Annotated in this window: 28 protein-coding genes; 25 read left to right on the top strand and 3 right to left on the bottom strand. The window is 58.2% G+C overall.

All coding sequences use genetic code 11. The features are described 5' to 3' along the window. Nucleotides 1–156 precede the first annotated feature (156 nt). The 8 genes from nifD (at nt 157) to fdxB (ending at nt 7,850) form a co-directional block, all read left to right on the top strand. Nucleotides 157–1,659 carry a nitrogenase molybdenum-iron protein alpha chain gene (gene nifD / locus SO140_RS43210; protein WP_498544055.1) on the top strand — a complete coding sequence of 501 codons (1,503 nt, stop codon included), beginning with the start codon at nt 157–159 and terminating at the stop codon, nt 1,657–1,659. 46 nt (nt 1,660–1,705) lie between these two features. Beyond that, the gene (gene nifK, locus SO140_RS43205; RefSeq protein ID WP_498544054.1) at nt 1,706–3,265 is read left to right on the top strand and encodes a nitrogenase molybdenum-iron protein subunit beta; all 1,560 of its coding nucleotides are present in this window, start codon (nt 1,706–1,708) and stop codon (nt 3,263–3,265) included. 113 nt (nt 3,266–3,378) lie between these two features. Beyond that, nucleotides 3,379–5,040, top strand: a complete 1,662-nt coding sequence (nifE, locus tag SO140_RS43200; RefSeq protein ID WP_498544053.1) for a nitrogenase iron-molybdenum cofactor biosynthesis protein NifE — start codon at nt 3,379–3,381, stop codon at nt 5,038–5,040. Between the two features lie 22 nt (nt 5,041–5,062). Then, the gene (gene nifN / locus SO140_RS43195; RefSeq protein WP_498544052.1) at nt 5,063–6,445 is read left to right on the top strand and encodes a nitrogenase iron-molybdenum cofactor biosynthesis protein NifN; all 1,383 of its coding nucleotides are present in this window, start codon (nt 5,063–5,065) and stop codon (nt 6,443–6,445) included. A gap of 22 nt (nt 6,446–6,467) precedes the next feature. Next, complete coding sequence (gene nifX, locus SO140_RS43190) at nt 6,468–6,863, top strand: nitrogen fixation protein NifX (RefSeq protein ID WP_449383983.1); 396 nt, start codon at nt 6,468–6,470, stop codon at nt 6,861–6,863. 11 nt (nt 6,864–6,874) lie between these two features. Then, nucleotides 6,875–7,345, top strand: coding sequence for a NifX-associated nitrogen fixation protein (locus SO140_RS43185; RefSeq protein WP_498544051.1), 471 nt, complete (start codon nt 6,875–6,877; stop codon nt 7,343–7,345). An 8-nt stretch (nt 7,346–7,353) separates the two neighbouring features. Further along, the gene (locus SO140_RS43180; RefSeq protein WP_449383985.1) at nt 7,354–7,563 is read left to right on the top strand and encodes a CCE_0567 family metalloprotein; all 210 of its coding nucleotides are present in this window, start codon (nt 7,354–7,356) and stop codon (nt 7,561–7,563) included. A 2-nt stretch (nt 7,564–7,565) separates the two neighbouring features. Further along, nucleotides 7,566–7,850 carry a ferredoxin III, nif-specific gene (gene fdxB / locus SO140_RS43175; RefSeq protein WP_449383986.1) on the top strand — a complete coding sequence of 95 codons (285 nt, stop codon included), beginning with the start codon at nt 7,566–7,568 and terminating at the stop codon, nt 7,848–7,850. 274 nt (nt 7,851–8,124) lie between these two features. Here the strand turns inward: fdxB and SO140_RS43170 are convergent, their stop codons facing one another. Further along, nucleotides 8,125–8,439, bottom strand: a complete 315-nt coding sequence (locus SO140_RS43170) for a hypothetical protein (protein WP_498540512.1) — start codon at nt 8,437–8,439, stop codon at nt 8,125–8,127. A gap of 456 nt (nt 8,440–8,895) precedes the next feature. Continuing rightward, nucleotides 8,896–9,486, bottom strand: a complete 591-nt coding sequence (locus tag SO140_RS43165) for a hypothetical protein (RefSeq protein WP_498544050.1) — start codon at nt 9,484–9,486, stop codon at nt 8,896–8,898. Nucleotides 9,487–9,816: 330 nt separating this feature from the next. On the opposite strand from SO140_RS43165, the gene SO140_RS43160 reads away from it, so the two are divergent. The 15 genes from SO140_RS43160 to SO140_RS43090 all read left to right on the top strand — a co-directional run bounded on the left by SO140_RS43160 (nt 9,817) and on the right by SO140_RS43090 (nt 18,904). Continuing rightward, complete coding sequence (locus SO140_RS43160) at nt 9,817–10,137, top strand: HesB/IscA family protein (RefSeq protein ID WP_498544049.1); 321 nt, start codon at nt 9,817–9,819, stop codon at nt 10,135–10,137. 99 nt (nt 10,138–10,236) lie between these two features. Next, complete coding sequence (locus SO140_RS43155; protein ID WP_498544057.1) at nt 10,237–10,467, top strand: NifU family protein; 231 nt, start codon at nt 10,237–10,239, stop codon at nt 10,465–10,467. Between the two features lie 12 nt (nt 10,468–10,479). Next, complete coding sequence (nifS, locus tag SO140_RS43150) at nt 10,480–11,628, top strand: cysteine desulfurase NifS (RefSeq protein ID WP_498544048.1); 1,149 nt, start codon at nt 10,480–10,482, stop codon at nt 11,626–11,628. A 44-nt stretch (nt 11,629–11,672) separates the two neighbouring features. Next, nucleotides 11,673–11,897 (top strand): putative nitrogen fixation protein NifT, encoded by a 225-nt coding sequence (gene nifT, locus SO140_RS43145; RefSeq protein WP_449383991.1) that lies wholly within the window; start codon nt 11,673–11,675, stop codon nt 11,895–11,897. Beyond that, nucleotides 11,894–12,760, top strand: coding sequence for an SIR2 family NAD-dependent protein deacylase (locus tag SO140_RS43140; RefSeq protein ID WP_449383992.1), 867 nt, complete (start codon nt 11,894–11,896; stop codon nt 12,758–12,760). The genes nifT and SO140_RS43140 overlap by 4 nt, the downstream gene beginning before the upstream one ends. Nucleotides 12,761–13,083: 323 nt before the next feature. After that, entirely contained in the window at nt 13,084–14,640 is a 1,557-nt protein-coding gene (gene nifB / locus SO140_RS43135) for a nitrogenase cofactor biosynthesis protein NifB (RefSeq protein WP_498544047.1), read from the top strand. Nucleotides 14,641–14,655: 15 nt separating this feature from the next. Next, nucleotides 14,656–14,880 (top strand): 4Fe-4S binding protein, encoded by a 225-nt coding sequence (locus SO140_RS43130; protein ID WP_449383994.1) that lies wholly within the window; start codon nt 14,656–14,658, stop codon nt 14,878–14,880. Between the two features lie 56 nt (nt 14,881–14,936). Then, nucleotides 14,937–15,179: an iron-sulfur cluster assembly accessory protein gene (locus SO140_RS43125; protein WP_498544046.1), complete on the top strand. Its 243-nt coding sequence runs from the start codon at nt 14,937–14,939 to the stop codon at nt 15,177–15,179. A gap of 19 nt (nt 15,180–15,198) precedes the next feature. Next, nucleotides 15,199–15,729, top strand: a complete 531-nt coding sequence (locus SO140_RS43120; RefSeq protein WP_498544045.1) for a hypothetical protein — start codon at nt 15,199–15,201, stop codon at nt 15,727–15,729. Further along, the gene (locus SO140_RS43115) at nt 15,722–16,465 is read left to right on the top strand and encodes a 4Fe4S-binding leucine-rich repeat protein (RefSeq protein WP_498544044.1); all 744 of its coding nucleotides are present in this window, start codon (nt 15,722–15,724) and stop codon (nt 16,463–16,465) included. Before SO140_RS43120 ends, SO140_RS43115 begins: the two co-directional genes overlap by 8 nt. Nucleotides 16,466–16,492: 27 nt before the next feature. Beyond that, nucleotides 16,493–16,813 carry a nitrogen fixation protein NifZ gene (locus tag SO140_RS43110; protein ID WP_449383997.1) on the top strand — a complete coding sequence of 107 codons (321 nt, stop codon included), beginning with the start codon at nt 16,493–16,495 and terminating at the stop codon, nt 16,811–16,813. Then, nucleotides 16,810–17,049: a nitrogen fixation protein NifZ gene (locus tag SO140_RS43105; protein WP_498544043.1), complete on the top strand. Its 240-nt coding sequence runs from the start codon at nt 16,810–16,812 to the stop codon at nt 17,047–17,049. The genes SO140_RS43110 and SO140_RS43105 overlap by 4 nt, the downstream gene beginning before the upstream one ends. A 12-nt stretch (nt 17,050–17,061) precedes the next feature. Next, the gene (locus tag SO140_RS43100) at nt 17,062–17,415 is read left to right on the top strand and encodes a DUF3024 domain-containing protein (protein ID WP_498544042.1); all 354 of its coding nucleotides are present in this window, start codon (nt 17,062–17,064) and stop codon (nt 17,413–17,415) included. Between the two features lie 11 nt (nt 17,416–17,426). Then, on the top strand, nt 17,427–17,696 hold the full coding sequence (locus SO140_RS43095; protein WP_498544041.1) for a DUF6129 family protein: 270 nt from the start codon (nt 17,427–17,429) through the stop codon (nt 17,694–17,696). 62 nt (nt 17,697–17,758) lie between these two features. Then, nucleotides 17,759–18,904 carry a DegT/DnrJ/EryC1/StrS family aminotransferase gene (locus tag SO140_RS43090; RefSeq protein WP_498544056.1) on the top strand — a complete coding sequence of 382 codons (1,146 nt, stop codon included), beginning with the start codon at nt 17,759–17,761 and terminating at the stop codon, nt 18,902–18,904. 157 nt (nt 18,905–19,061) lie between these two features. Here SO140_RS43090 and SO140_RS43085 read toward each other — a convergent pair whose 3' ends face one another. Continuing rightward, nucleotides 19,062–19,193 carry a hypothetical protein gene (locus tag SO140_RS43085; RefSeq protein WP_498544040.1) on the bottom strand — a complete coding sequence of 44 codons (132 nt, stop codon included), beginning with the start codon at nt 19,191–19,193 and terminating at the stop codon, nt 19,062–19,064. A gap of 563 nt (nt 19,194–19,756) precedes the next feature. Between SO140_RS43085 and SO140_RS43080 the strand changes: the two genes are divergently transcribed. Both SO140_RS43080 and SO140_RS43075 read left to right on the top strand, forming a co-directional pair. Next, nucleotides 19,757–20,107: a (2Fe-2S) ferredoxin domain-containing protein gene (locus SO140_RS43080; RefSeq protein WP_498544039.1), complete on the top strand. Its 351-nt coding sequence runs from the start codon at nt 19,757–19,759 to the stop codon at nt 20,105–20,107. Nucleotides 20,108–21,053: 946 nt separating this feature from the next. Further along, a partial coding sequence (locus SO140_RS43075; protein WP_498544038.1) for an AAA family ATPase occupies nt 21,054–21,457 on the top strand: 404 nt, incomplete at its 3' end.

Raw genomic sequence — 21,457 nt, 5'->3', positions numbered from 1 at the left:
GAGCACGGTATCATGAAGCCGATCGACGAAAGTCAGGTCGGCAAGACTGCTTCCGAGCTCGCCGCGCTGTCGGCGTAACGCGGACCTCACATTCGGCCGTGCGTCGAGAAAACGTCGGCCCCTAACGCGCACAGGACAATTCGAAGGGATATTCGTATGAGCTTGGCATCCACCAAGAGCGTTGCAGAGATTAAGGCCCGCAACAAGGATCTGATTAGCGAAGTCTTGAAAGTCTACCCTGATAAGACCGCCAAACGGCGTGCCAAGCACCTTAATGTGCACGAGGCTGGTAAGTCCGACTGCGGTGTCAAATCGAATCTCAAATCGATCCCTGGCGTGATGACCATTCGAGGCTGTGCCTATGCCGGCTCCAAGGGCGTGGTGTGGGGTCCGATTAAGGACATGATCCACATCAGCCATGGTCCGGTCGGCTGCGGCCAGTATTCCTGGGGATCGCGGCGCAATTATTATGTCGGCATCACCGGCATCGACACCTTTGGGACTATGCAGTTCACCTCGGACTTCCAGGAGAAGGACATTGTCTTCGGCGGCGACAAGAAGCTCACCAAGGTCATCGACGAGATCCAGGATCTATTTCCGCTCAACCGCGGAATCACCATCCAGTCGGAATGCCCGATCGGTCTGATTGGCGATGACATTGAGGCGGTGTCGAGAGTAAAGTCGAAGGAGTATAACGGCAAGACTATCGTGCCGGTGCGCTGCGAAGGTTTCCGCGGCGTGTCTCAGTCGCTCGGGCACCACATCGCCAACGACGCGGTACGCGACTGGATTTTCGACAAAATCAACCCTGAGACAGAGCGGCGATTCGACCCAACGCCCTATGACGTTGCCATCATCGGCGACTATAACATCGGCGGCGACGCCTGGTCCTCTCGCATTCTCTTGGAGGAGATGGGCTTGCGCGTGATTGCGCAATGGTCAGGCGACGGCAGTCTCGCCGAGCTTGAGGCGACGCCAAAGGCGAAGCTGAACATCCTGCACTGCTATCGCTCGATGAACTACATCTCTCGCCACATGGAGGAGAAGTTCGGCATTCCGTGGTGCGAGTACAATTTCTTCGGCCCATCTAAGATCGCGGAGTCGCTGCGCAAGATCGCGAGCTTCTTCGACGACAAGATCAAGGAGGGCGCCGAAAGCGTCATCGCGAAGTACCAGCCGCTGATGGATGCCGTCGTCGCCAAGTATCGACCGCGCCTAACAGGCAAATCCGTGATGCTGTTCGTTGGTGGTTTGCGCCCTCGGCACGTAATTGGTGCCTATGAAGATCTTGGTATGGAAGTTATCGGGACCGGCTACGAATTCGGTCACAACGACGATTATCAGCGCACCGCCCAACATTACGTCAAGGACGGCACATTGATATATGACGACGTCACTGGCTACGAATTCGAGCGCTTTGTCGAAAAGATTCAGCCCGACCTCGTTGGTTCCGGCATCAAGGAGAAGTACGTGTTCCAGAAGATGGGCGTGCCGTTCCGGCAAATGCACTCGTGGGACTATTCGGGTCCTTATCATGGCTACGATGGGTTCGCGATCTTCGCCCGCGACATGGACATGGCAATCAATTCCCCGATCTGGAAGAAGACCAAGGCGCCGTGGAAGGGCGCTCCGCGTCCGAGCCTTATGGCGGCGGAATAAGCGAGCCGGGCCACAGATCGAACACGAATCCAACAAGGACGCCATGATGCCCCAGAATGCCGAAAACGTGCTCGATCATTTCGAGCTGTTCCGAGGTCCGGAATACCAGCAGATGCTGGCCAACAAACGAGCGCTCTTTGAGAATGCGCATGATCCCGCCGAGGTCGCGCGTATCCGCGAATGGGCCAAAACCCCCGAATATCGCGAGAAGAACTTCGCGCGTGAGGAACTGACCATCAATCCGGCCAAGGCCTGCCAGCCGCTAGGTGCGGTGTTTGCCTCAGTCGGCTTCGAGAGCACGTTGCCTTTCGTGCACGGTTCACAGGGCTGCGTCGCCTACTATCGGAGCCACTTGTCGCGGCACTTCAAGGAGCCGACCTCCTGTGTTTCCTCGTCCATGACCGAAGACGCCGCCGTATTCGGTGGCCTCAATAACATGATCGACGGGCTAGCCAACAGCTACAATATGTACAAACCGAAGATGATCGCGGTTTCTACCACCTGCATGGCGGAAGTGATTGGCGACGATCTCAACGCATTCATCAAGACGTCGAAGGAAAAGGGGTCGGTGCCGGCTGAGTTCGACGTTCCCTTTGCTCATACGCCCGCCTTCGTCGGTAGCCATGTCACCGGCTATGATAACGCTTTGAAAGGCATCATCGAACATTTCTGGGACGGCAAATCCGGATCTGAGCCCAAGCTCGAGCGCGAGCCGAACGAGAAGATCAACTTCATCGGCGGCTTCGACGGTTACACCGTAGGCAACATCCGCGAGATAAAGCGGATCTTCGAATTGATGGGGATTGGGTACACGATCCTGGCGGACAACAGTGACGTGTTCGACACGCCCACTGATGGTGAGTTCCGCATGTATGACGGTGGCACGACACTGAAGGACACCGCGGACGCCATCCACGCAAGGGCGACCATCTCCATGCAGCAATATTGCACGGAGAAAACGCTACCGTTCATCGAGGGGCATGGCCAGCAGGTCGTTGCGTTTAACCATCCGGTCGGCGTCAGCGCGACCGATGACTTCCTAATGACGCTGTCGCGTATTACTGGCAAGGAAATCCCAGAGGTCCTGGAGCGGGAGCGCGGTCGTCTGGTCGACGCCATGGCAGACTCCAGCGCACACATCCACGGTAAGAAGTTCGCAATCTATGGCGATCCGGACCTTTGCTATGGCCTGGCTGCCTTCCTGCTCGAGCTCGGGGCCGAACCAACCCACGTCCTGTCAACCAACGGCAACAAGGCCTGGGAAGGGAAGATGCAGGCGCTATTTGCCAGTTCGCAGTTCGGCAAAGACTGCCACGCCTATCCTGGTAAGGACCTCTGGCACATGCGTTCGCTGCTGTTCACCGAGCCAGTCGATTTTCTGATCGGCAACACCTACGGGAAGTACCTGGAGCGCGATACCGGAACACCGCTGATCCGCATCGGCTTCCCCGTGTTCGATCGGCACCATCATCACCGCTATCCGGTGTGGGGCTATCAGGGGGGATTGAATGTGCTCGTGAAGATACTTGATCGGATCTTTGAGGAGATCGACAGGAATACCAACGCGGTGGGTAAAACCGACTACAGCTTCGACATTATCCGCTGATGCGGGCGAGTGCCCGCCTCATAGCCGCTTGTCGCGGCTGTGAGGTGGGGATGTAAACACCAGTCGGGCCATCGTCCGTGCTGACCGGAAAACGTCCGCGCAAGGAGAAAACCGTGACTACGCTGTCGTCCACAATCCAGAACGTCTTCGACCAGGCGGACTGCGTCAAGAACGCCAACAAATCGGAGGCTGCCCGCAAGAAAGGCTGCACCAAGCAGCTGCAGCCGGGCGGGGCCGCCGGAGGTTGCGCTTTTGATGGCGCCAAGATTGCGCTGCAGCCATTTACCGACGTAGCCCATCTCGTTCATGGCCCGATCGCGTGCGAAGGAAATTCCTGGGACAATCGCGGCTCCGTCTCCTCAGGCTGTGATCTCTGGCGCAGGAGCTTCACGACGGACATGCATGAGATTGACGTCGTGTTCGGTGGCGAGAAGCGGCTATACAAAGCCATAAAGGAAATCATTGAGAAGTATGATCCCTCGGCGATCTTTGTCTACCAGACTTGCGTGCCGGCCATGATCGGTGACGATATCAATGCGGTCTGCAAGTCCGCCGCGACGAAATTCAGCAAGCCCGTCATTCCTGTCAATTCGCCGGGGTTTGTTGGTTCGAAGAATCTTGGCAACAAGCTCGCCGGCGAAGCTCTGTTGGAATACGTGATCGGCACGCAGGAGCCCGACTCCACCACGCCCTACGACATCAATCTCATCGGCGAATTCAACCTATCCGGCGAACTCTGGCAGATCAAGCCACTGCTCGACGAACTCGGTATTCGCATCCTGTCCTGCATCTCCGGCGATGGCAAATATCGCGAGGTTGCCTGCTCACATCGGGCTCGCGCCGCGATGATGGTGTGCTCGAAGTCCTTGATCAATGTCGCGAGCAAGATGAGGGATCGTTACGGCATCCCCTTCTTTGAAGGATCATTCTATGGCATCCAGGACTCGAGCGAATCTTTGCGCCAGATCGCGCGCCTGCTGATCGAGCGCGGCGCGCCGACCGAGTTGATGGAACGAACCGACGCCGTAATTGCACGCGAGGAGGCAAAGGCCACGGCTGCAATCGAGCGCTTCAAGCCACGCCTTACCGGCAAGAAGGTGCTGCTGTTCACTGGCGGCGTGAAATCCTGGTCGGTCGTCTCAGCTTTGCAGGAGGTGGGGCTCGAGATCGTTGGCACTTCAGTGAAAAAATCGACCACGGAAGACAAGGAGCGCATCCATAGATTGATGGGCCATGATGCCCACATGATCGAGGATCTGAGGCCGCGTGAAATGTACAAGATGCTCAAGGAAGCAAAAGCGGACATCATGCTCTCCGGTGGCAAGTCGCAGTTTGTCGCCCTGAAGGCTGCGACGCCATGGCTCGACATCAATCAGGAGCGCTGCCACGCCTATATGGGGTATCTCGGAATCGTGAAGTTGATGGAAGAGATCGACAAGGCGCTCTACAACCCGATATGGGATCAGCTCCGAAAGCCCGCGCCGTGGGATGATCCCGACATTAATTGGCAAAGTAAGGCGCCTTTGCAGGTGGATGTGGCGACCGCCGATGTTGCTCCGAATCGGGGCCGCGCCGAAAAGGCCGCTCGCGCCAAGAGAGCCTTCCGTCGCGTCGATCTCGGCGTCATCAAGGATGGCGTTGTCCTTCACGGCTTGACTGCGATCCACGACGTCGCGCAGCACACCGAGGCTTCCGGCATCTGCGGCGCCCGCAAGCAAGCCATCGAGGATATTACCGCGGCCCAGCCTGCGCCCATGCAGCAGGCGGCGGAGTAGGATGCGAAGCAGGTTCCTGGCCATGGCTATCGTTACCAATTCCAATAAGGCCTGCTCGATCAATCCGCTTAAGATGAGCCAGCCGATCGGCGGCTCTTTCGCCTTCCTGGGCGTTCGGGGCGCAATGCCGCTCTTGCACGGCTCTCAGGGCTGCACGTCCTTCGGCTTGACCCTGTTTGTCCGCCATTTCAAGGAGGCGGTGCCGCTGCAGACCACGGCGATGAGCGAGGTTGCCACCGTGCTCGGCGGGTATGAGAATGTTGAGCAGGCGATTCTCAATATCTACAACCGCACCAAGCCCGAAATTATTGGAATCAATTCGACCGGTGTTACCGAGACCAAGGGCGACGACGTCGAGGCGTTCATTCGTCTTGTTCGACGGAAGCATCCGCAGCTCGAAAAAGTTCCGCTCGTCTACGTTTCGACACCGGATTTCAAGGACGCATTTCAGGATGGCTGGGAAAAGACCGTGGCGCGAATGATCGACGTGCTTGTCGAGCCTGCCGACGCGGTTGCGCCGCGTGACTGCTCGCGCATCAATGTCTTGCCTGGCTGCCATCTTACCCCCGGCGATCTTGACGAACTGCGGACAATCTTTGAGGACTTTGGGCTAAGCGCGTCCTTTCTGCCGGATATTGCGGGTTCGCTCGATGGTCACATTCCCGATGAGTTCACACCAACCACGATCGGCGGGATCGGGGTCGACGAGATCGCCACCATGGGGCAGGCGGGCTGGACGATCGGGATCGGAGCGCAGATGAGGCGCGCGGCCGAGGCGATGCAGGCGAGGACGGGCGTGCCGTTCCGGCTGTTCGAGCGGCTCTGTGGCCTCGTCCCCAATGATGAATTCATCACTTTCCTGAGCAAGATCAGTGACAAACCGGTGCCTGCAAAATATCGCCGCCAGCGTGGCCAGCTCGCGGACGCCATGCTGGATGCGCATTTCCATATCGGCGGTCGAAAGCTCGCCATTGGGGCCGAACCGGACCTCTTGTTCGATATCTCCAGTATGCTCTATGAGATGGGCGCGCAGGTGACCGCGGCGGTTACGACGACGGCCTCTCCGGTGCTCGAACGCGTCAAGGCTCGAGAGGTCCTCATCGGGGATCTCGAAGATCTGGAGCAGCGTGCCAAGGCGTATGACTGCGATCTCCTGATCTCTCATTCGCACGGCCGCCAAGCAGCAGCACGGCTGAACATTCCATTCTTCCGTGCCGGCTTTCCGATGTTCGATCGCCTCGGCGCGGGCCACCAGATGACGGTTGGCTATCGTGGCACGCGCGAGCTGATCTTTGACCTCGCCAATCTGATCATTACTGACCGCGAGGACAACCGTCAGCCGACGCCGGAAACCTGGCGGAACGCCGATGCGGATCTGCATGTCGATCCGTCGCAGCTGAACTGACGCGAATAGAGGAATTACTCAGATGAAAGTCGCATTCGCCACCCAGGATCTGAAGCGCGTCGATGCACATTTTGGCTGGGCTAAAAACATTGCCATCTATGATGTCAAGCCCGAAGGGCATCGCCTGATCGAAGCTATTCAGTTCGATGGCGACTTGAGTGAGGACGGTAATGAGGACAAGCTCGCGCCGAAGATTGAAGCCATCAAAGACTGCGCCATTCTCTACGTTGCAGCGATCGGCGGCTCCGGCGCTGCGCGCGTCGTCGCAAACAACATCCATCCGATGAAGGTAAGCGAGCCTGAAGCGATCGACGATCTCTGTATCAAGCTCGAAGGTGTCTTGAAAGGCTCGCCGCCACCCTGGCTACGCAAGGTACTCGCCAAGGCCCACGAACGATCGTTTGATTTCGAGGACTGAGAGAAGCGACTATGACAGAGGCGGCTGAATTGAGCGAGCCTGACCCCGCGGGGGAGGCGCCCTTTGTGAGAGAGCTCGTCAAGATTTGGCGCGCCGAGGACAGCCATGGCGCTTGGGAGGGTAAGAAAGATCTCGAGCTGCTCGAGCCTTATGTTCTCGATAGGGAAAAGCGCCGTGCATTGCCGATCGTTGGCGATCCCGATCCGGACACGATCTGGCGGTTGGAATTGTTCTTCAACGCCGTTGCAGTGTCCATTGAGAAGGCGACCGGCGTGATGATCTCGCCGATGCTGAAGATGCACCATGAAGGCTTTGGCCGCATCGTGCTGATCGGCGGCCGGCTCATTGTCGTAAATAAGCAGCTGCGCGACGTTCATCGCTTCGGTTTTGATAGTCTCTCAAAGCTCGTCGCGGAAGGTGACAGATACGTCGACAGCGCAGTTGAGATGGTCCGCAGGTTCCCGGAAGTTGCGAATTACTGAGGTAACGAATGAGCGATCTTGAAGAACTTAAGGCCGAAATCAAAAAGCTCTCGGCCAAGGCGACCCGGGCAAAGATGGATCTCCACGATCTGGCGGAGGAACTGCCAGTCAACTGGACCTCGATCCCGAGTGTTGCCCAAAAGGTCCACGATGCCTTCGACGAGCTCGAGCGCAAGCGCGAGGATCTCAAGGCGAAGGAAAAAGCATACGGATCCTGACCATGTCATTTGCAACACGAGATGGTCGCGACTGGCGGCCGGAATTTTTGGTATGCATCGATCCCAAGAAGTGCATCGGCTGTGGCCGCTGCTACAAGGTGTGCGGCCGCGAAGTCATGATGCTGAAGGGCCTCAACGAGAAGGGCGAGATGATCGACCTCGAAGACGACGATGACGAGATCGAGAAAAAGGTCATGGTGCTAAGCGATGACGGTGCGTGCATCGGCTGCGGCGCCTGCGCCCGGGTGTGTCCGACCAACTGCCAGACCCACGCTCCGGCTGCTTGATCCGAGCCATTGCGAGCAGCGAAGCGGAAAATGTCAGGGTCTTTCTGCAGCTGTCAGCGCCGGAAAACGTAACAAGAGTGCGAGTAGCATTGTTCCTCCTGGCGCAGACGTTAGGATCAGAACGAGTCGACGACGTAGTTGGTCCTGCCATTTCTCCGAACTCATCGCGGTTGTGCCCGAGCGATTTGGCATGCGGCGGAGAGCTCGGCGCTTGGAATTCTTGATGCCAGCCTCGGGGGCACGACAAGCAAGTTATGGCCCCTCAGCCCGGCGGCTACTCGATCCCCTGTTCACATGCCTTCATCATCGCAGCAATCCGAAACCGCTCGTGGATTGCTGCCGGATTGGCGAGCATATCGGCCTCGGCCTTTTTGAAAGCTGCAAGAACGATCTCCGCTTCCTCGCGCGTCAGCGGGACGCGGCCAGCCATATGGGTAGCTTCGGGCACTACGGCCAGGATCGCTTGGCGGTAAGGATGGTTCGCGACCTGGATGAGTTCGTTAGCTTCGAGCTTGCCCCCAAGCATAATTGCGAGCCCGACGACTTCGAGCTTGCGGCCGTCGTTGGTGTTCTTGACCAGCGTGGTCATCTCAATTCTGTCTCCTGTTCGGCAACCCACATATGTCTCTGCAATCCCTGAGCTGCGCCAGACCGTGCGCCTGACTCCCCCGCGCGGGGTGCTACAACCAGACCACGAGGTAATATCCTTGAAGCGAAACGCGTTCGCGCAGATCCGCCATCTGGGAATCTGCCTTGGATCACAGCACGAAGTCGGGCGGGTCTGCCGAGGCCACCAACTGGAATAGACTCCCTCCAACGGCAGGCGCGCTGGAGCTTCAACCTGTCTTCTCCTGCTTCTTCGCGGTGGGGATTCATTAGCGCGGCAAAACCTTGACGGTAATGGGCTTCGTAGTAGTCAGCCCGCTCTCCAGCGAGCCGTCTTCAGTGATGAACTGAAATTACACCATCTGCCACCCGGGGCGCCTTGCGCGCCCGTCACGCAAACGGCTTTGCCGCGTAGGAGAAGAGATCTGGCGCGATAACGTCAGACAGGGCGATTTTCGTTACGGTTCTTCACCGGCTTCATCTTGGCGAGGACTTCCTCGTAGGAGAGTTCGGCATAGGAGGCGTCGACGGACTTGGCGGCATCGAGCAGATAGTCGAGCTTGCCGGCAGTATCGAGTTTCTTGATGTCGTTTTTATCGACGCCGGCGAGATCCATCATCTCCTTCCACACCGTCGACTCGTCACATGGCAGAACGCAAAATGTGATGTCGCCGATCTTGGTGCGGTATTTCGCCAATAGATCAATGTTGTTGCAAAACATGAAGTAGCTGCCCTTCGGGCTTAATGCGCCGTCGAGCACCTTTGCGACATCGGCAAGATAGGCAACGGAATGCAGGTAGCCGGCCAGTACCGGGATCGTGGTCTCTCCCTCGTCCGCGACCGTTAGTACCTGCTCGATCGAATAGTCGGGTGGACGCTTTTCGTCGGCGACCTGAGCCTGGAACCTTAACGCGATATCGCCGCGGAAGCCGAATCGGCCGGGCTTCTTGGTGCCACCCTTCAGCACCGCATTAAGCAAACGGCCTTCCTTATCAAGCCGGCCAAGCACGGTGTTGTCGATCAATGTCATGAAGTCCTCCTCGTCTGATGTGCTGGCGCGGATGTCGCACCGTGTGAACTCAACTTTGCATCCTATGCAAATGTTTTGCCGTCTGCCCACGTATGCGGCGAACGTCAAAGGCTTCGCTTCGTTTGTGCGGCTTAGGCAGAGATGAGGCGCCGGCCACGACGGTGTCTCGCTCGGGTCCTCCCAGGTGGCAAAGCCTCGTGTCGCAAGCCCGACATGGCTTGCAACGCAAACAGGCGACAATAGCAAAAGCCGAGCATTGTCAGGAGTGTGATCCTTGGCATGGGACTTGCCAAAAGTATCCCGGACCGGCGCTGATGGTGAGTGATAGCGATGATTAATCTGACGAAGAGCGCGGAGAATGCCATGAAGAGCGCGATCAATGCGGGAGCGCAGGGGACGAGGGGCGTGCGGATCATGGTCGAAGAGGGCGGCTGCGCTGGGTTCAAATACACGATGGGACTTGCCGATGAGCCGAAGCCCGATGAGACCGTAATCGAGCGAGGCGGCATCAAGGTGTTTGTCGACAACAATAGTCACGAGCATCTTGCCGGAACTACGATTGACTTTGTGGCGGCGCTGGAAGGGGCCGGCTTCACCTTTGACAATCCCAACGCAAATTCGAGCTGCTCATGTGGCAAGTCATTCAGCTAGGGCCGGTAAACCAAGAAACGACAGAGATATCAGAAGATGCTTGTCGAGACCGAATGAACGAGACAATCGGCAGCCGATGAACCCTCCGAACGGGAACAAATCGTTCGCGTTGTGCTCGACGAAATCCGGCCGAATTTGAAGCGTGATGGCGGAGATTGCGAGTTTGTTGGGATCGATGGTAACAAAATCATGGTTCAGCTCACGGGCGCCTGCGTCTACTGCAAGCTCGCGAGTGCGACGCTAGAAGGCATCCAGACGCGCCTCATCGAACGGCTGGGCGAGTTCGTCCGCCTGATCCCGGTCGCTGGCCCCCCCAAAGCCCGACACTAAAGAAGGCGTACGGTGCAGCCGGTCTACCTCGATAACAACGCGACGACTCGCACGCATCCGTCCGTCGTCGCGGCGATGCTGCCGTTTTTCTCCGAGCGATTCGGCAATGCCTCGTCCACGCATGCGGTAGGCAGAGAAGTCGCGGAAAGCATCAGAGAGGCGCGCAGGTGCGTGCAGGCGCTGATCGGTGCTGCCCTTGATCATGAAGTCGTCTTCACCTCGGGCGGCACCGAATCAGATAATACAGCGATCCTCTCGGCGCTTGCCGTGCAGGAGCGACGCGACGAACTCGTCACGACGAGTGTGGAGCATCCGGCCGTGCTGTCCCTCGCAGACGAGCTCGGCCGTCGCGGCAACAAATGTCATCTAATTCCTGTCGACCGCTCCGGGCGGCTCGACATTGATGCCTATCGCCGCGCGTTATCCGCCCGTACCGCGATTGTCTCCGTCATGTGGGCCAATAATGAGACCGGAACGATCTTTCCGGTCGAGCTTCTCGCCAAAATGGCGCGCTCGGTCGGCGCACTGTTCCACACTGATGCGGTACAAGCCGCGGGGCGAATTCCGATCGACGTGAAGACCACGGAGATCGACATGCTGTCGCTCTCCGGCCACAAGCTGCATGGTCCGAAGGGCGTCGGCGCGCTCTATGTGCGCAAGGACACCAAGTTCAGGCGGCTGATCTTCGGAGGGCCGCAAGAGCGCCGCCGACGTTCGGGCACCGAGAACGTGCCCGGGATCATTGGGCTGGGTAAGGCTGCGGAACTTGCTGCCTTGGAGCTCGAACGCGAGGCGGGCAAAATAGCCGCGCTGCGCGACCGGCTGGAGCATGGCGTTCTGAAGTTTGGCAATTGCGCCGTGCTCGGCGACAACGAGAGCCGCCTACCTAACACCTCCAATATCGCATTTGAGCATCTCGAAGGTGAAGCAATTATCCATCATCTGAATAGCGCCGGTGTTGCTGTCTCCCTCGGATCGGCCTGTGCATCGGGCTCCATGGAGCCGTCGCATGTGCTTCGCGCGATGAATGTACCATCAGCCTCGTTACGCGGCGCGATCCGCTTCTCGCTGTCCCGCGAGACCACCAGCGAGGAGATCGATCATGTCCTTTTTGTGCTACGAAGTATCATCGCGAAACTAAGAGAGGCGTCACCTACGTGACCGGAGCGGGCAAAATCGACCTCTTGATGCAATGAGTATACACCATGAAAGTTATCATTCGGCGTTCACCTGAAACCGGCCTGTCGATTTACGTGCCCAAGAAGGATCTTGAAGAACCGATCGTTGAATTCGAGCACGAGACGCTGTGGGGCGGATGGATCAGAATAGCCAATGGCTGGGTGCTCGATCTGCCGCCGATGACGAACGACACAACCTTGCCGGTTACGATCAACGCCAAGAAACGTGGCGGCGACAGGGAAGAGACGTGAACGCGCCGGCTTCGCAGATCGAGTTCGTTATTCGGTCGGTTGCCGAAGCCATTCTCGGCAAGGTCGCCGAGAAGCTTCGCAGCGGCAATGTCGTTCCCTATCTCGGGCCCGGCCTAGCTGAGTTGTCGAACGCGAGTGCGCCGATAAATCTGGAGGAACTGGCGGCATTCTTCGGTACAAAGGTGGCGCTGCCAAAGCGCGCGAGAGGGAACGCCTCGGCCTCCGCACAGTATATCGAAACCACGAGGCACCGCACCACCCTGACAGCGATGATGGCGGACGCCTTTAGTGCGCCGATCGAGCCTACGCAGCTACAGCGGTATCTTGGAACGCTGCCGCTGCCACTGATCGTTGACAGCTGGTACGATGGCGCGATGCGAAATGCGTTGGCCGGCCGTCGCAATTGGGGCGAGATCCAGGGAATCACCCGCGCCGGCCTCAGTGAAGATCGCTGGTACCGCTTCTACGACGCCGCAGGCACCGAAGTCGATTGCTCTCTGGCAAAAAAGTGGACAACGATCCTCTATAAGCCGCACGGTGGCGTCGCCCCGGCTAGAAATTTCCTGGTCTCCGACGCCGACTATGTTGAGGTGCTCACCGAAATCGATATACAGACGCCGATTCCCGACGAGGTGAAGGCTCGCCGCGCTGGCCGCAGCTTCCTGTTTTTGGGCTGCCGCTTCAACGACCAGCTCCTGCGCACCTATGCGCGACAGGCGTTAAAGCGCTCGTCCGAGGTCCACTATGCGGTCGTCGAACCCGACGTGCTTTCCAAGAATGAGCGCCGCTTTCTGGTTGACCAGGCCCTGACGCCACTCGCAATTCCGCTTGCACGTGCCATTCAGATCATTTTGGCGGATTAGCGGACGCTTCTCGCATGGTTAGGTGACCAGCAAGTCGCGCAAGTACCCTCACGGCGTCTCGAAGCCATCTGACCAGCCATCCTTCCGACAAAAGACAAGAAAAAGAGCGGCGATACTTCAATCAACATCGCTTCTCGCACCGCTGCGTGCCGTTTCAATCACAACGCATGTCAGCTTTCCAACACAGGGCGGCGGCAATACGGTACTCGACGCGTTAACTCATTGAACGCAGACACGAAAGACGCCTGCCGCTGCCGTGGCACGCCGGTTGCTGAGACCCGTACCTGGGAAGCATTTCACACCTTAAATGGAGAAACTGACAGATGGATGCCCCATCGCAACGGGAAGCATCGCGCGGTGCCATCGAGATCGGCAAGATCACGCAGGCGTTTGCCGAACACAAAGGCTGCGGCACCGGTAACCGCAGCGGCACAGCTAGATGCGACTCGCCGAAAGTCCGCGGCGATTTGCCAGCCGAGACATGGGAGAAGGTGAGAAAGCACCCCTGCTACAGCGAGGACGCGCATCATCACTACGCGCGCATGCATGTTGCGGTCGCGCCAGCCTGTAACATCCAGTGCAACTACTGCAACCGCAAATATGATTGTGCCAATGAATCGCGTCCGGGTGTGGTCAGCGAGAGGCTCACGCCCGAGCAGGCCGCCAGGAAGGTAGTGACTGTCGCCTCTACCATTCCACAGATGACCGTGCTCGGCATCGCCGGTCCCGGCGACCCACTCGCTAACCCGGAAAAGACTTTCAAGACGTTCGAGCTTGTCCACAAGGCCGCACCGGATCTCAAGCTGTGCCTGTCAACCAATGGTCTTGCGGTACCCGATCACATCGACACCATCGCCGAACTCAATGTCGACCACGTCACGATCACAATCAATATGATTGCCCCCGAGATCGGCGCAAAGATCTATTCCTGGATCTTCTACAAGCACAAACGCTACACCGGCGTCGAAGCGGCAGAGATCCTCACCGATCGCCAGCTCCAGGGCCTGGAGATGCTCACTGGGCGCGGCATCCTCTGCAAGATCAACTCGGTCATGATCCCTGGGATCAACGATCAACACCTCGTCGAGGTCAATAAGGCCGTGAAGTCGCGCGGTGCCCTCCTGCACAACATCATGCCGTTGATCTCTTCTCCCAAGCACGGAACCGTGTTCGGTCTAAACGGCCAGCGCAGCCCGACGGCGCTCGAATTGAAGGCGCTGCAAGATAGCTGCGAGGGTGAGATGCGCATGATGCGCCACTGCCGACAGTGCCGTGCTGATGCTGTCGGACTTCTCGGCGAAGACCGCAGTACCGAGTTCACCACCGAAAAGATCATGGCTATGGATACCAAATACGATGTCGAGAGTCGCAGCGCTTATCAAGACAAAGTTGAGAAAGTTCGCGCAGCCAGATCAGAAGTCATGCGCGCGGCCGCTGCGGAAATCCAAGATGGATTCGGCGACATTAAGGTGTTGGTGGCCGTCGCGACCAAAGGCTCGGGCCTGATAAACGAGCACTTTGGTCACGCCAAGGAATTTCAGATCTATGAGCTCTCTAGCGGCGGCACCAAATTCATAGGCCATCGCCGCGTTGATCTGTATTGTCAGGGTGGCTATGCCGAGGATGGAAAGCTCGAGACCGTCATCCGCGCCATTAATGATTGCCACGCGGTGTTCATCGCCAAGATTGGCGGCTGTCCCAGAGCCGGCCTGATCAAAGCCGGCGTTGAGCCAGTCGATCAATACGCGCATGAGCTTATCGATAGGTCGACGCTCGCCTGGTTCAAGGCCTATCTCGGCAGGGTTAGCAGTGGTGCCATCAAACATGAGGAACGCGGCGATGCTGCGATCCGCCAGGGCGCGTTGATTTCCGCGGCATGAGAGAGGGCAGAAACAATGCCGTTTAAGATCATCGCCTCTCAGTGCACGAGCTGCTCGGCGTGCGAGCCGGAATGTCCGAACGTCGCGATCGCGGAGAAGAATGGAACATTCATGATTGATCCTCAAAAATGTACCGAGTGCATCGGCCATTTTGACGAACCGCAATGCGTGGCGGTCTGCCCAGTCGACAACACCTGTGTCGTCGACACCTCGCTTGCGCGCTACCAGGCGCGCGCTTGAGCGAAAGACAGGACATGAACTTTGGGAATATTCGAGTGGTGCGGCGAGCCATCCGAATGATGCTCCAAGCCGGCGGGTCCGCCGGCTGCGACCTTTGCCTTGCGATTAGCCCGAGCGGATGTTCCGGGCTTGCCTGCGGTGCCAGTCCGCCCGAAAAGCCGCGGGTCCCGGATGGCCTGGTCGAGCGCACGGAGGGTCCGCTGCCGAACGACGGTTTGAACATCGATTTCGTCGATATGCCGAAGCGTATAGGGCTCGTGTTGGAAGATCGTAAGCAGGTCTCCCGCCCGCACGATTGATTGCAATAGGCGACCCGCGATGCCAGATGCTCTGTTCAGCCCACAATCCGAGATCAACGAGGCGCTCCTCACCAGCACCTTGCTTGGACCTGGGCTGCCCAGCGAGGCCGAGCACCACCTATGGCAAGCGAGCCTCTCCTATCACGTTGATGAAGTCGCCGAAAACCATCTGCGAGAGGCCGAGGCGCTCGCCCCGGGCCACGCGGCAGTGCTGATCGGCCTCTTTCGTTTCCATTTCTACAAGGCGCAGCTCGCCGAGGCGCTTCAGGTCGCCAAGCGGTGCATTAGCAAGGCGGCCGAGATGAACAATCTCTCGTCCGACTGGCACCTTGTCCGCGCCCATGATGCGGAGTTCGGTCGATATGACGATATTCGGCCGCGCTTCTTTCTGTTTTCACTGAAAGGATACGCTTATTTGCAGATGCGCCTCGGTCAAACTGAGGAAGGGCGGATAGCCGTTCAAAAGCTTCTGGAGCTCGATCCCACCGACAAGATCGGCGCCAAGGTCCTCCAGCGTGTGCTCGAACGCATGGGGCAGGAAGATGACTAACAACATCGACGAGGCAAGAAATTGGCAGGGCGATCAGATCGATTGCGCCTGCTGTGTGCATATTGCTCTGAATCGCACTGGCTGCTGTCAACTCAAGCATGCTTGCGTCAACGACCGCTATGCCCGACGTATCGACCGTTTCTTCGACCGGAATCCGGGTCTCGCCGACGCCTACCTCGCTCACCCGCATTTTGAGGTACGCGCGATCGCGGCGAGATTCGCCAGCGTCTTTCTGCTGCCGCCGTTGCTCCACGACCACGATGAAACCGTACGTTGTAGCGCCGTCCGTCGTCTGCCCAAGCGCTTCGCTGTGCAAGTTCGCAACGACCCTCATCACGAAGTTAGGATGTGGGTCGCGACACTGCTTGAAGGTGACGAACTGCTGCCGATGGCCTCGGATGAATATTACTACGTGCGCCTTGTCGTTGCGCGGCGGATCACGCCCTTGCTACTCCGCGGAATGACCCACGACGAGGAAGCGGAGGTCCGTCGCGCGGTGGCGCGACGCCTCCCGGAGGAATGGTTGCTCAGCATGGTCGATGACCGTGACGCATTGGTGCGGTTGGAGGTCGCTCAACGCCTGTCGGCGCAGTTATTGTCGCTTCTGCGCCACGACCCGGATTGGCGTATCCGGCATGAGGTAGCAAGCCGGATTTTGCCGTCCGAACTCATAGGCCTTGTCGATGATCCATATAGCCTGGTGCGCGAGGTCGCGCGCTCGCGACTTGCCCTGTAGCTGGGACAAGAACAAGGGAACTCCGGCATGAACAATATTGTTGCTGACGATGACATCATCGAGCTGACGGCGCCACCCTTCTTCGACTTTGGAGAGAAGGTGCGGGCTAACCGCACCATCCGCAATGACGGCACCTATGCCGGCAAAGAGATCGGCGACATCCTGGCCAAAAAGGACGAGGTCGGCTACGTCGTATCGATCGGCACTTTCCTGCAGCGCTTTTACATTTACGGCGTCGAATTCATCGAAAGTGGAAACCGGGTCGGCATGAAGCGCAAGGAGCTCGATCCTGTCATCCCACGCGACGAAGTCGAGGACCTGCCGTTGCGGGAGGCAATATCACGATGATAGAATCCAGCCCGGCAAAATATCAGCGCGGCCAACGCGTCAAGGCGATGTTCGACCTGATCAATGATGGGTCCTTCCCCAATGCTCCAGCGCAAGAAGTCCTGGTCAGCCTCGGTGACATCGGCGAGATTGTCCAAGTCGGGCGGCACACGGAAGCAAACCTGCCGATCTATCTCGTTGAGTTCGGTGAGCGGTTGGTGGTCGGCTGCCTCGAAAGAGAAATTGGGCTGATCTAGGATATCGACGCGATGCACGCCGCCTTAGGCATAAATCCAGGGCTACCCGCGCACCCTAACGACATCGATCGCAGGCGAATCGAGCGCGCGCTTAAGTCGAGAGAACGCTATCGTTATGTCTCGGCGAACATCACCGGCGTTGCCGGCGGCTACTTGATTGAAAGTCCATGCTGCTCACGCAACATTGACGTTAAGGGCGGCATAATTGACGTGGCCATGCTGCACCACGACGGGGCAAGCGCCAGCTGGCAGCTGTTCCGAAAGGATCACAAGCATGGCGTCTGGAAGCTGCACTCGACGCACCAGCGCCTGGCATCGGTTACCGATCTCTTGAACACCGATCCGGAACGCGTGTTTTGGCAATAAGGACCCGCTCGATGGCTTTGGGAGCAGACGAAATTGCGGACATCGAGCAGACGCTCGCGTCATTCGATGATGCTGCTCAAGCCTCTGCGACGCTGCGAAAGAGGTACCCGCATCTCGACTGGGTCCGCTGCGGCTCCTCCGACTTCACCGAAACACCTTTTCGCAGTGCCGGGCAATTCGACCTGCATTTGCTCGATAGTGCTGATCGTTGTGCGCGGATCACGGACGATCCGACACGGGCGACCGGCATTGTGCTGGCCAAGCGGACGGTCGAGCCGTGACCCGACCAACCCAAGCCAATGGCTGCGTTGCAAAGGCCAACGAAGAGCCGGGGCCAACAAGACTGGAATCGTTGATTCCATTTTCGGACCCTGACATTACCCTGGCCGAAATCGCGGCAGTAGATCGCGTGTTGCGCTCGCCGCGGCTCTCTAACGGCCCGCTCACCGAACAATTCGAGGCAGCATTTGCCGCCTATCTCGGGCGGAATTATGCTGTTGCGGTAGCAAGCGGCACCATCGGCCTTCTACTTTCTCTGAAGGCCTGCGGCATTGCCGCTGGCGACGAAGTGATCGCCTCGCCCTATTCATATCGTGAAGCTGCGCACGCCATCAGCCTGGCGGGTGCGCGGCCGGTATTTGCCGACATCGACTATTGGTCCGGGACGCTCGCACCGCAGAAAGTCGAGGAGCGCATCACGCCAAAAGCCCGCGCCATTCTCGCCGGCAACGTTAATGGCCATCCTGCAGCCTGGTCGGAGCTGCGCGCTATCGCGAGAAGGCACAATCTGCTGCTGTTAGAAGATTCCACTGAGGCCATCGGCTCTCGTTATAAAGGCCAACTGGTCGGCACCTTTGGCGATGTCGCCGTGTTTGACTTCGCCCAGCCCTCGCTTCTGACCTGCGGCGAGGGCGGCATAGTGGTGACCAATGATATCGACCTTGCAGTGGCGCTGCGCCGTCACCGGTCGCATCGGATGGATGAGCGTGCTTCCGTTACCGTCGGCTCGGCTGCACCATATCAGGCCGGGATGAGCGATCTCTCCGCTGCGCTGGGGCTTACGCAGCTTAGTCGCATCGATGAGATCCTGGAGCGGCGCCGCTTGATCGAACAGCTTTACACGACACACATGCAGTCGTTTGAAGGCATCAAGCCGCCCTATGTCGAGCCCGATGTGACCGAAGTGAACTGGTTTCTCTATGTTGTCCATCTCGGGACGCGTTTCACGCGCTCCAGCCGCGACGCTATCGTCGAAGATCTATGCGTGGAGCAGGTCGAAGCTGCAGCCTACAGCTGTCCCCTGCACCTGCAACGGCACTATTTCGATCTCGGCTATCGCCGCGGCGATCTGCCGGTGACGGAAAAGATTGCCGATCGCGCCGTGACACTGCCATTTCATACGCATCTCACTGATAGCCAGATCGAATTCATTGTCGAGACCATGAAAGATGCTTCAATCAATGTAGGCGCGGGCGCGGCGATCTACTGAACAGCGGAGAAATGCAGCAGAGAAGACGTGCAAATGACGATGCGGCCGGTGAAAGTCCGCCATTTAAGATCGTCGTGACCGTGGTACTCGAGGACGCGAAGATCGAGTAATCAACGCTTGTCCCGCGTGCCGGGGCTGGGCTCAATATCGGCAGAAGCTACTCAAGTGTGGCCGCGATGACGTGATCTTTGAGATCCAGTCTGGACAATCGATCGCGTTCGTGGCCCTCGATGGCTGCGGCCGGGGATTGGTCGACGCCGCAACGGGAGATGATGTCGGCAATCGACATGTTCTTGTTGTCTCCGCGACAGTCCCTTCGCAGCCTCGTCCAAGGGCAGACATCAGATTGGCATCGGGCGTCGGGAAACCCCTCCAATGGCCCTCACCACAGTTGGTTTAGTGCTTGCATGAAAGTGTTCGTGAACAGCGAAGTGAGCGATATGGTGATGGCCGGACCGGCAATTGAGGCCCTGATCTGCGAAGTGATTCCGAGGGTAGGATGTGATCGTGACCAATCTGGTCGGGCACCGGACACGACTGTGGGCACAAATCGTCTAAAGCTTGTGCAGGCAAGAGCCGCATCCAACATCATCGGAGGATCTATGCCGCGTTAGCCAGACCAGTGATCGACACACTCGTGCTCAAAATCGCCGCGCCGAAATGAGCCAATTATAAGAAAGACACAATGAGCGATCTAACCGAACAATGCTTTAAGCACTTCAGTCCTGGAGGTGGCATCAAGCCATATTTCGAGTGGCCGATCATCCCCCGCGATTGGGACATCGCTGCCGAGAGTTCCAGCGCGGGTGAGCTCACCACTCTTGACGATCAATGCATTGCGGTAACATAAGCATGAGCGACAGCATGAACGAGTTCGAAGTCCCGCAGCTCTACCGGCATCACGTTTTTGCCTGCCACACTCAGCGTCCACCTGACCATCCGCACGGCAGCTGCGGGGCGGCGGGCGCTCGACCGTTGTGGGAACGGCTCAGCAAAGCGATCGAGGCGAGAGGGCTGACCGATATCGGCTTCACCGCAGCTGACTGTCTCGGCTTTTGCAGCTCCGGTCCTCTGATGGTCGTCTATCCTGACGGCATCTGGTATCGTCCGAGGACTCCTGAAGATATTGACGAGATCGTCGAGTCCCACCTCAAGAACGGCCGCCGCGTCGACCGGCTCGTCATCGTGCTCACGCGGAGTTAGCGTCTCCTTGCGTTCCGCTTGCGGGAGAAGGTGCCATCGGCCATCTCGGGCCACAGGGACGCCGATGCATAGCATCGGCGATTGCGCGGATGTCTCGTTGCACTCGCGCGGAAGAAGTCAGGCGCTGAATGAACGAATCTGCCCTCATGCCAATCCCGGTTGTCTTGCGATAGAGATGGACAGAATTACGTGAATGGAGTTTGCTTCTGACGCTGATCAGCAACAGTTACCAAGTACTTGCGGTATTGTGCGGTTGTACGGCAGCTGCTTTGAAGCCTATGCCGCGGATCTGTGAGTTTCGTCGTTTGTAGGCAACGTGAATCATTCAGCGGAATCGGTAGGTCGAGCGGATCTCGGAACGTAACTTACCGATCAGTGAGAGAAGCGAACGCTTTCGATGTCAACGGCGTGCCGACGCTTCGTTTGGCTACGAACATTTTACTGGCGGAAGGCACCTTCTGAGGTCGCTTCCATGCTGGCAGGCGCCTGCTTCGCTCGCTCGCCACTCGGTGCGGCTTCTTTTGCACAGAATCTCCTCGATGGCAGCTTGGCCGCGGTAAGCCAATGGCGACGCTTTCATTCGGGGCATCCCAGTCTCGCCCAAAGAACCTGATTTCCCGCGGGTGTCAGGCATAGCTTGTACGCCATAAGCATCGGCCCGCTGGGATCCTTGTCCTGTTTCTGACAGAACAACATAAGCACCGTGCCGGTCGGTCAGGTCTGTCGATCAATTCCAAGCATGGGCAAACGCTTAACGCACGCGCGGCGAATGGCACGCCAGTTGCTACTTAAATGCAGCAACTGCGAGTGGGGGCTGAGGCCACGCCGGCGCTTATGGCGAGCGATGTTCTCCTTCCCGACGCCCGTGTGCCCACGTTTCTGAGAAAAGAAACAAACTCGCGTAAGTCCCGCGCGACAAATTGGCAATCGGTTGATGGAGAGCATCATGTCTTCACTGAGACAAATTGCGTTTTACGGCAAGGGTGGCATCGGCAAGTCGACGACGTCGCAGAATACGCTCGCAGCCCTGGCCGAGCTGGGTCACAAGATCCTGATCGTCGGCTGCGACCCGAAGGCGGACTCGACCCGTCTGATCCTGCACGCCAAGGCGCAGGACACGATCTTGAGTCTCGCGGCGAGCGCCGGCAGCGTCGAGGACCTCGAGATCGAGGACGTCTTGAAGGTCGGCTACAAGGATATTCGCTGCGTCGAATCCGGCGGTCCGGAGCCGGGTGTCGGGTGCGCCGGCCGTGGCGTCATCACCTCGATCAACTTCCTCGAAGAGAACGGCGCCTACGAGGACATCGATTACGTGTCATACGACGTGCTCGGCGACGTCGTCTGCGGCGG

Source organism: Bradyrhizobium sp. UFLA05-108 (assembly GCF_059803455.1).
The sequence above is the reverse complement of the archived record's forward strand: the minus strand, read 5'-3'. Positions and strand labels throughout refer to the sequence as shown.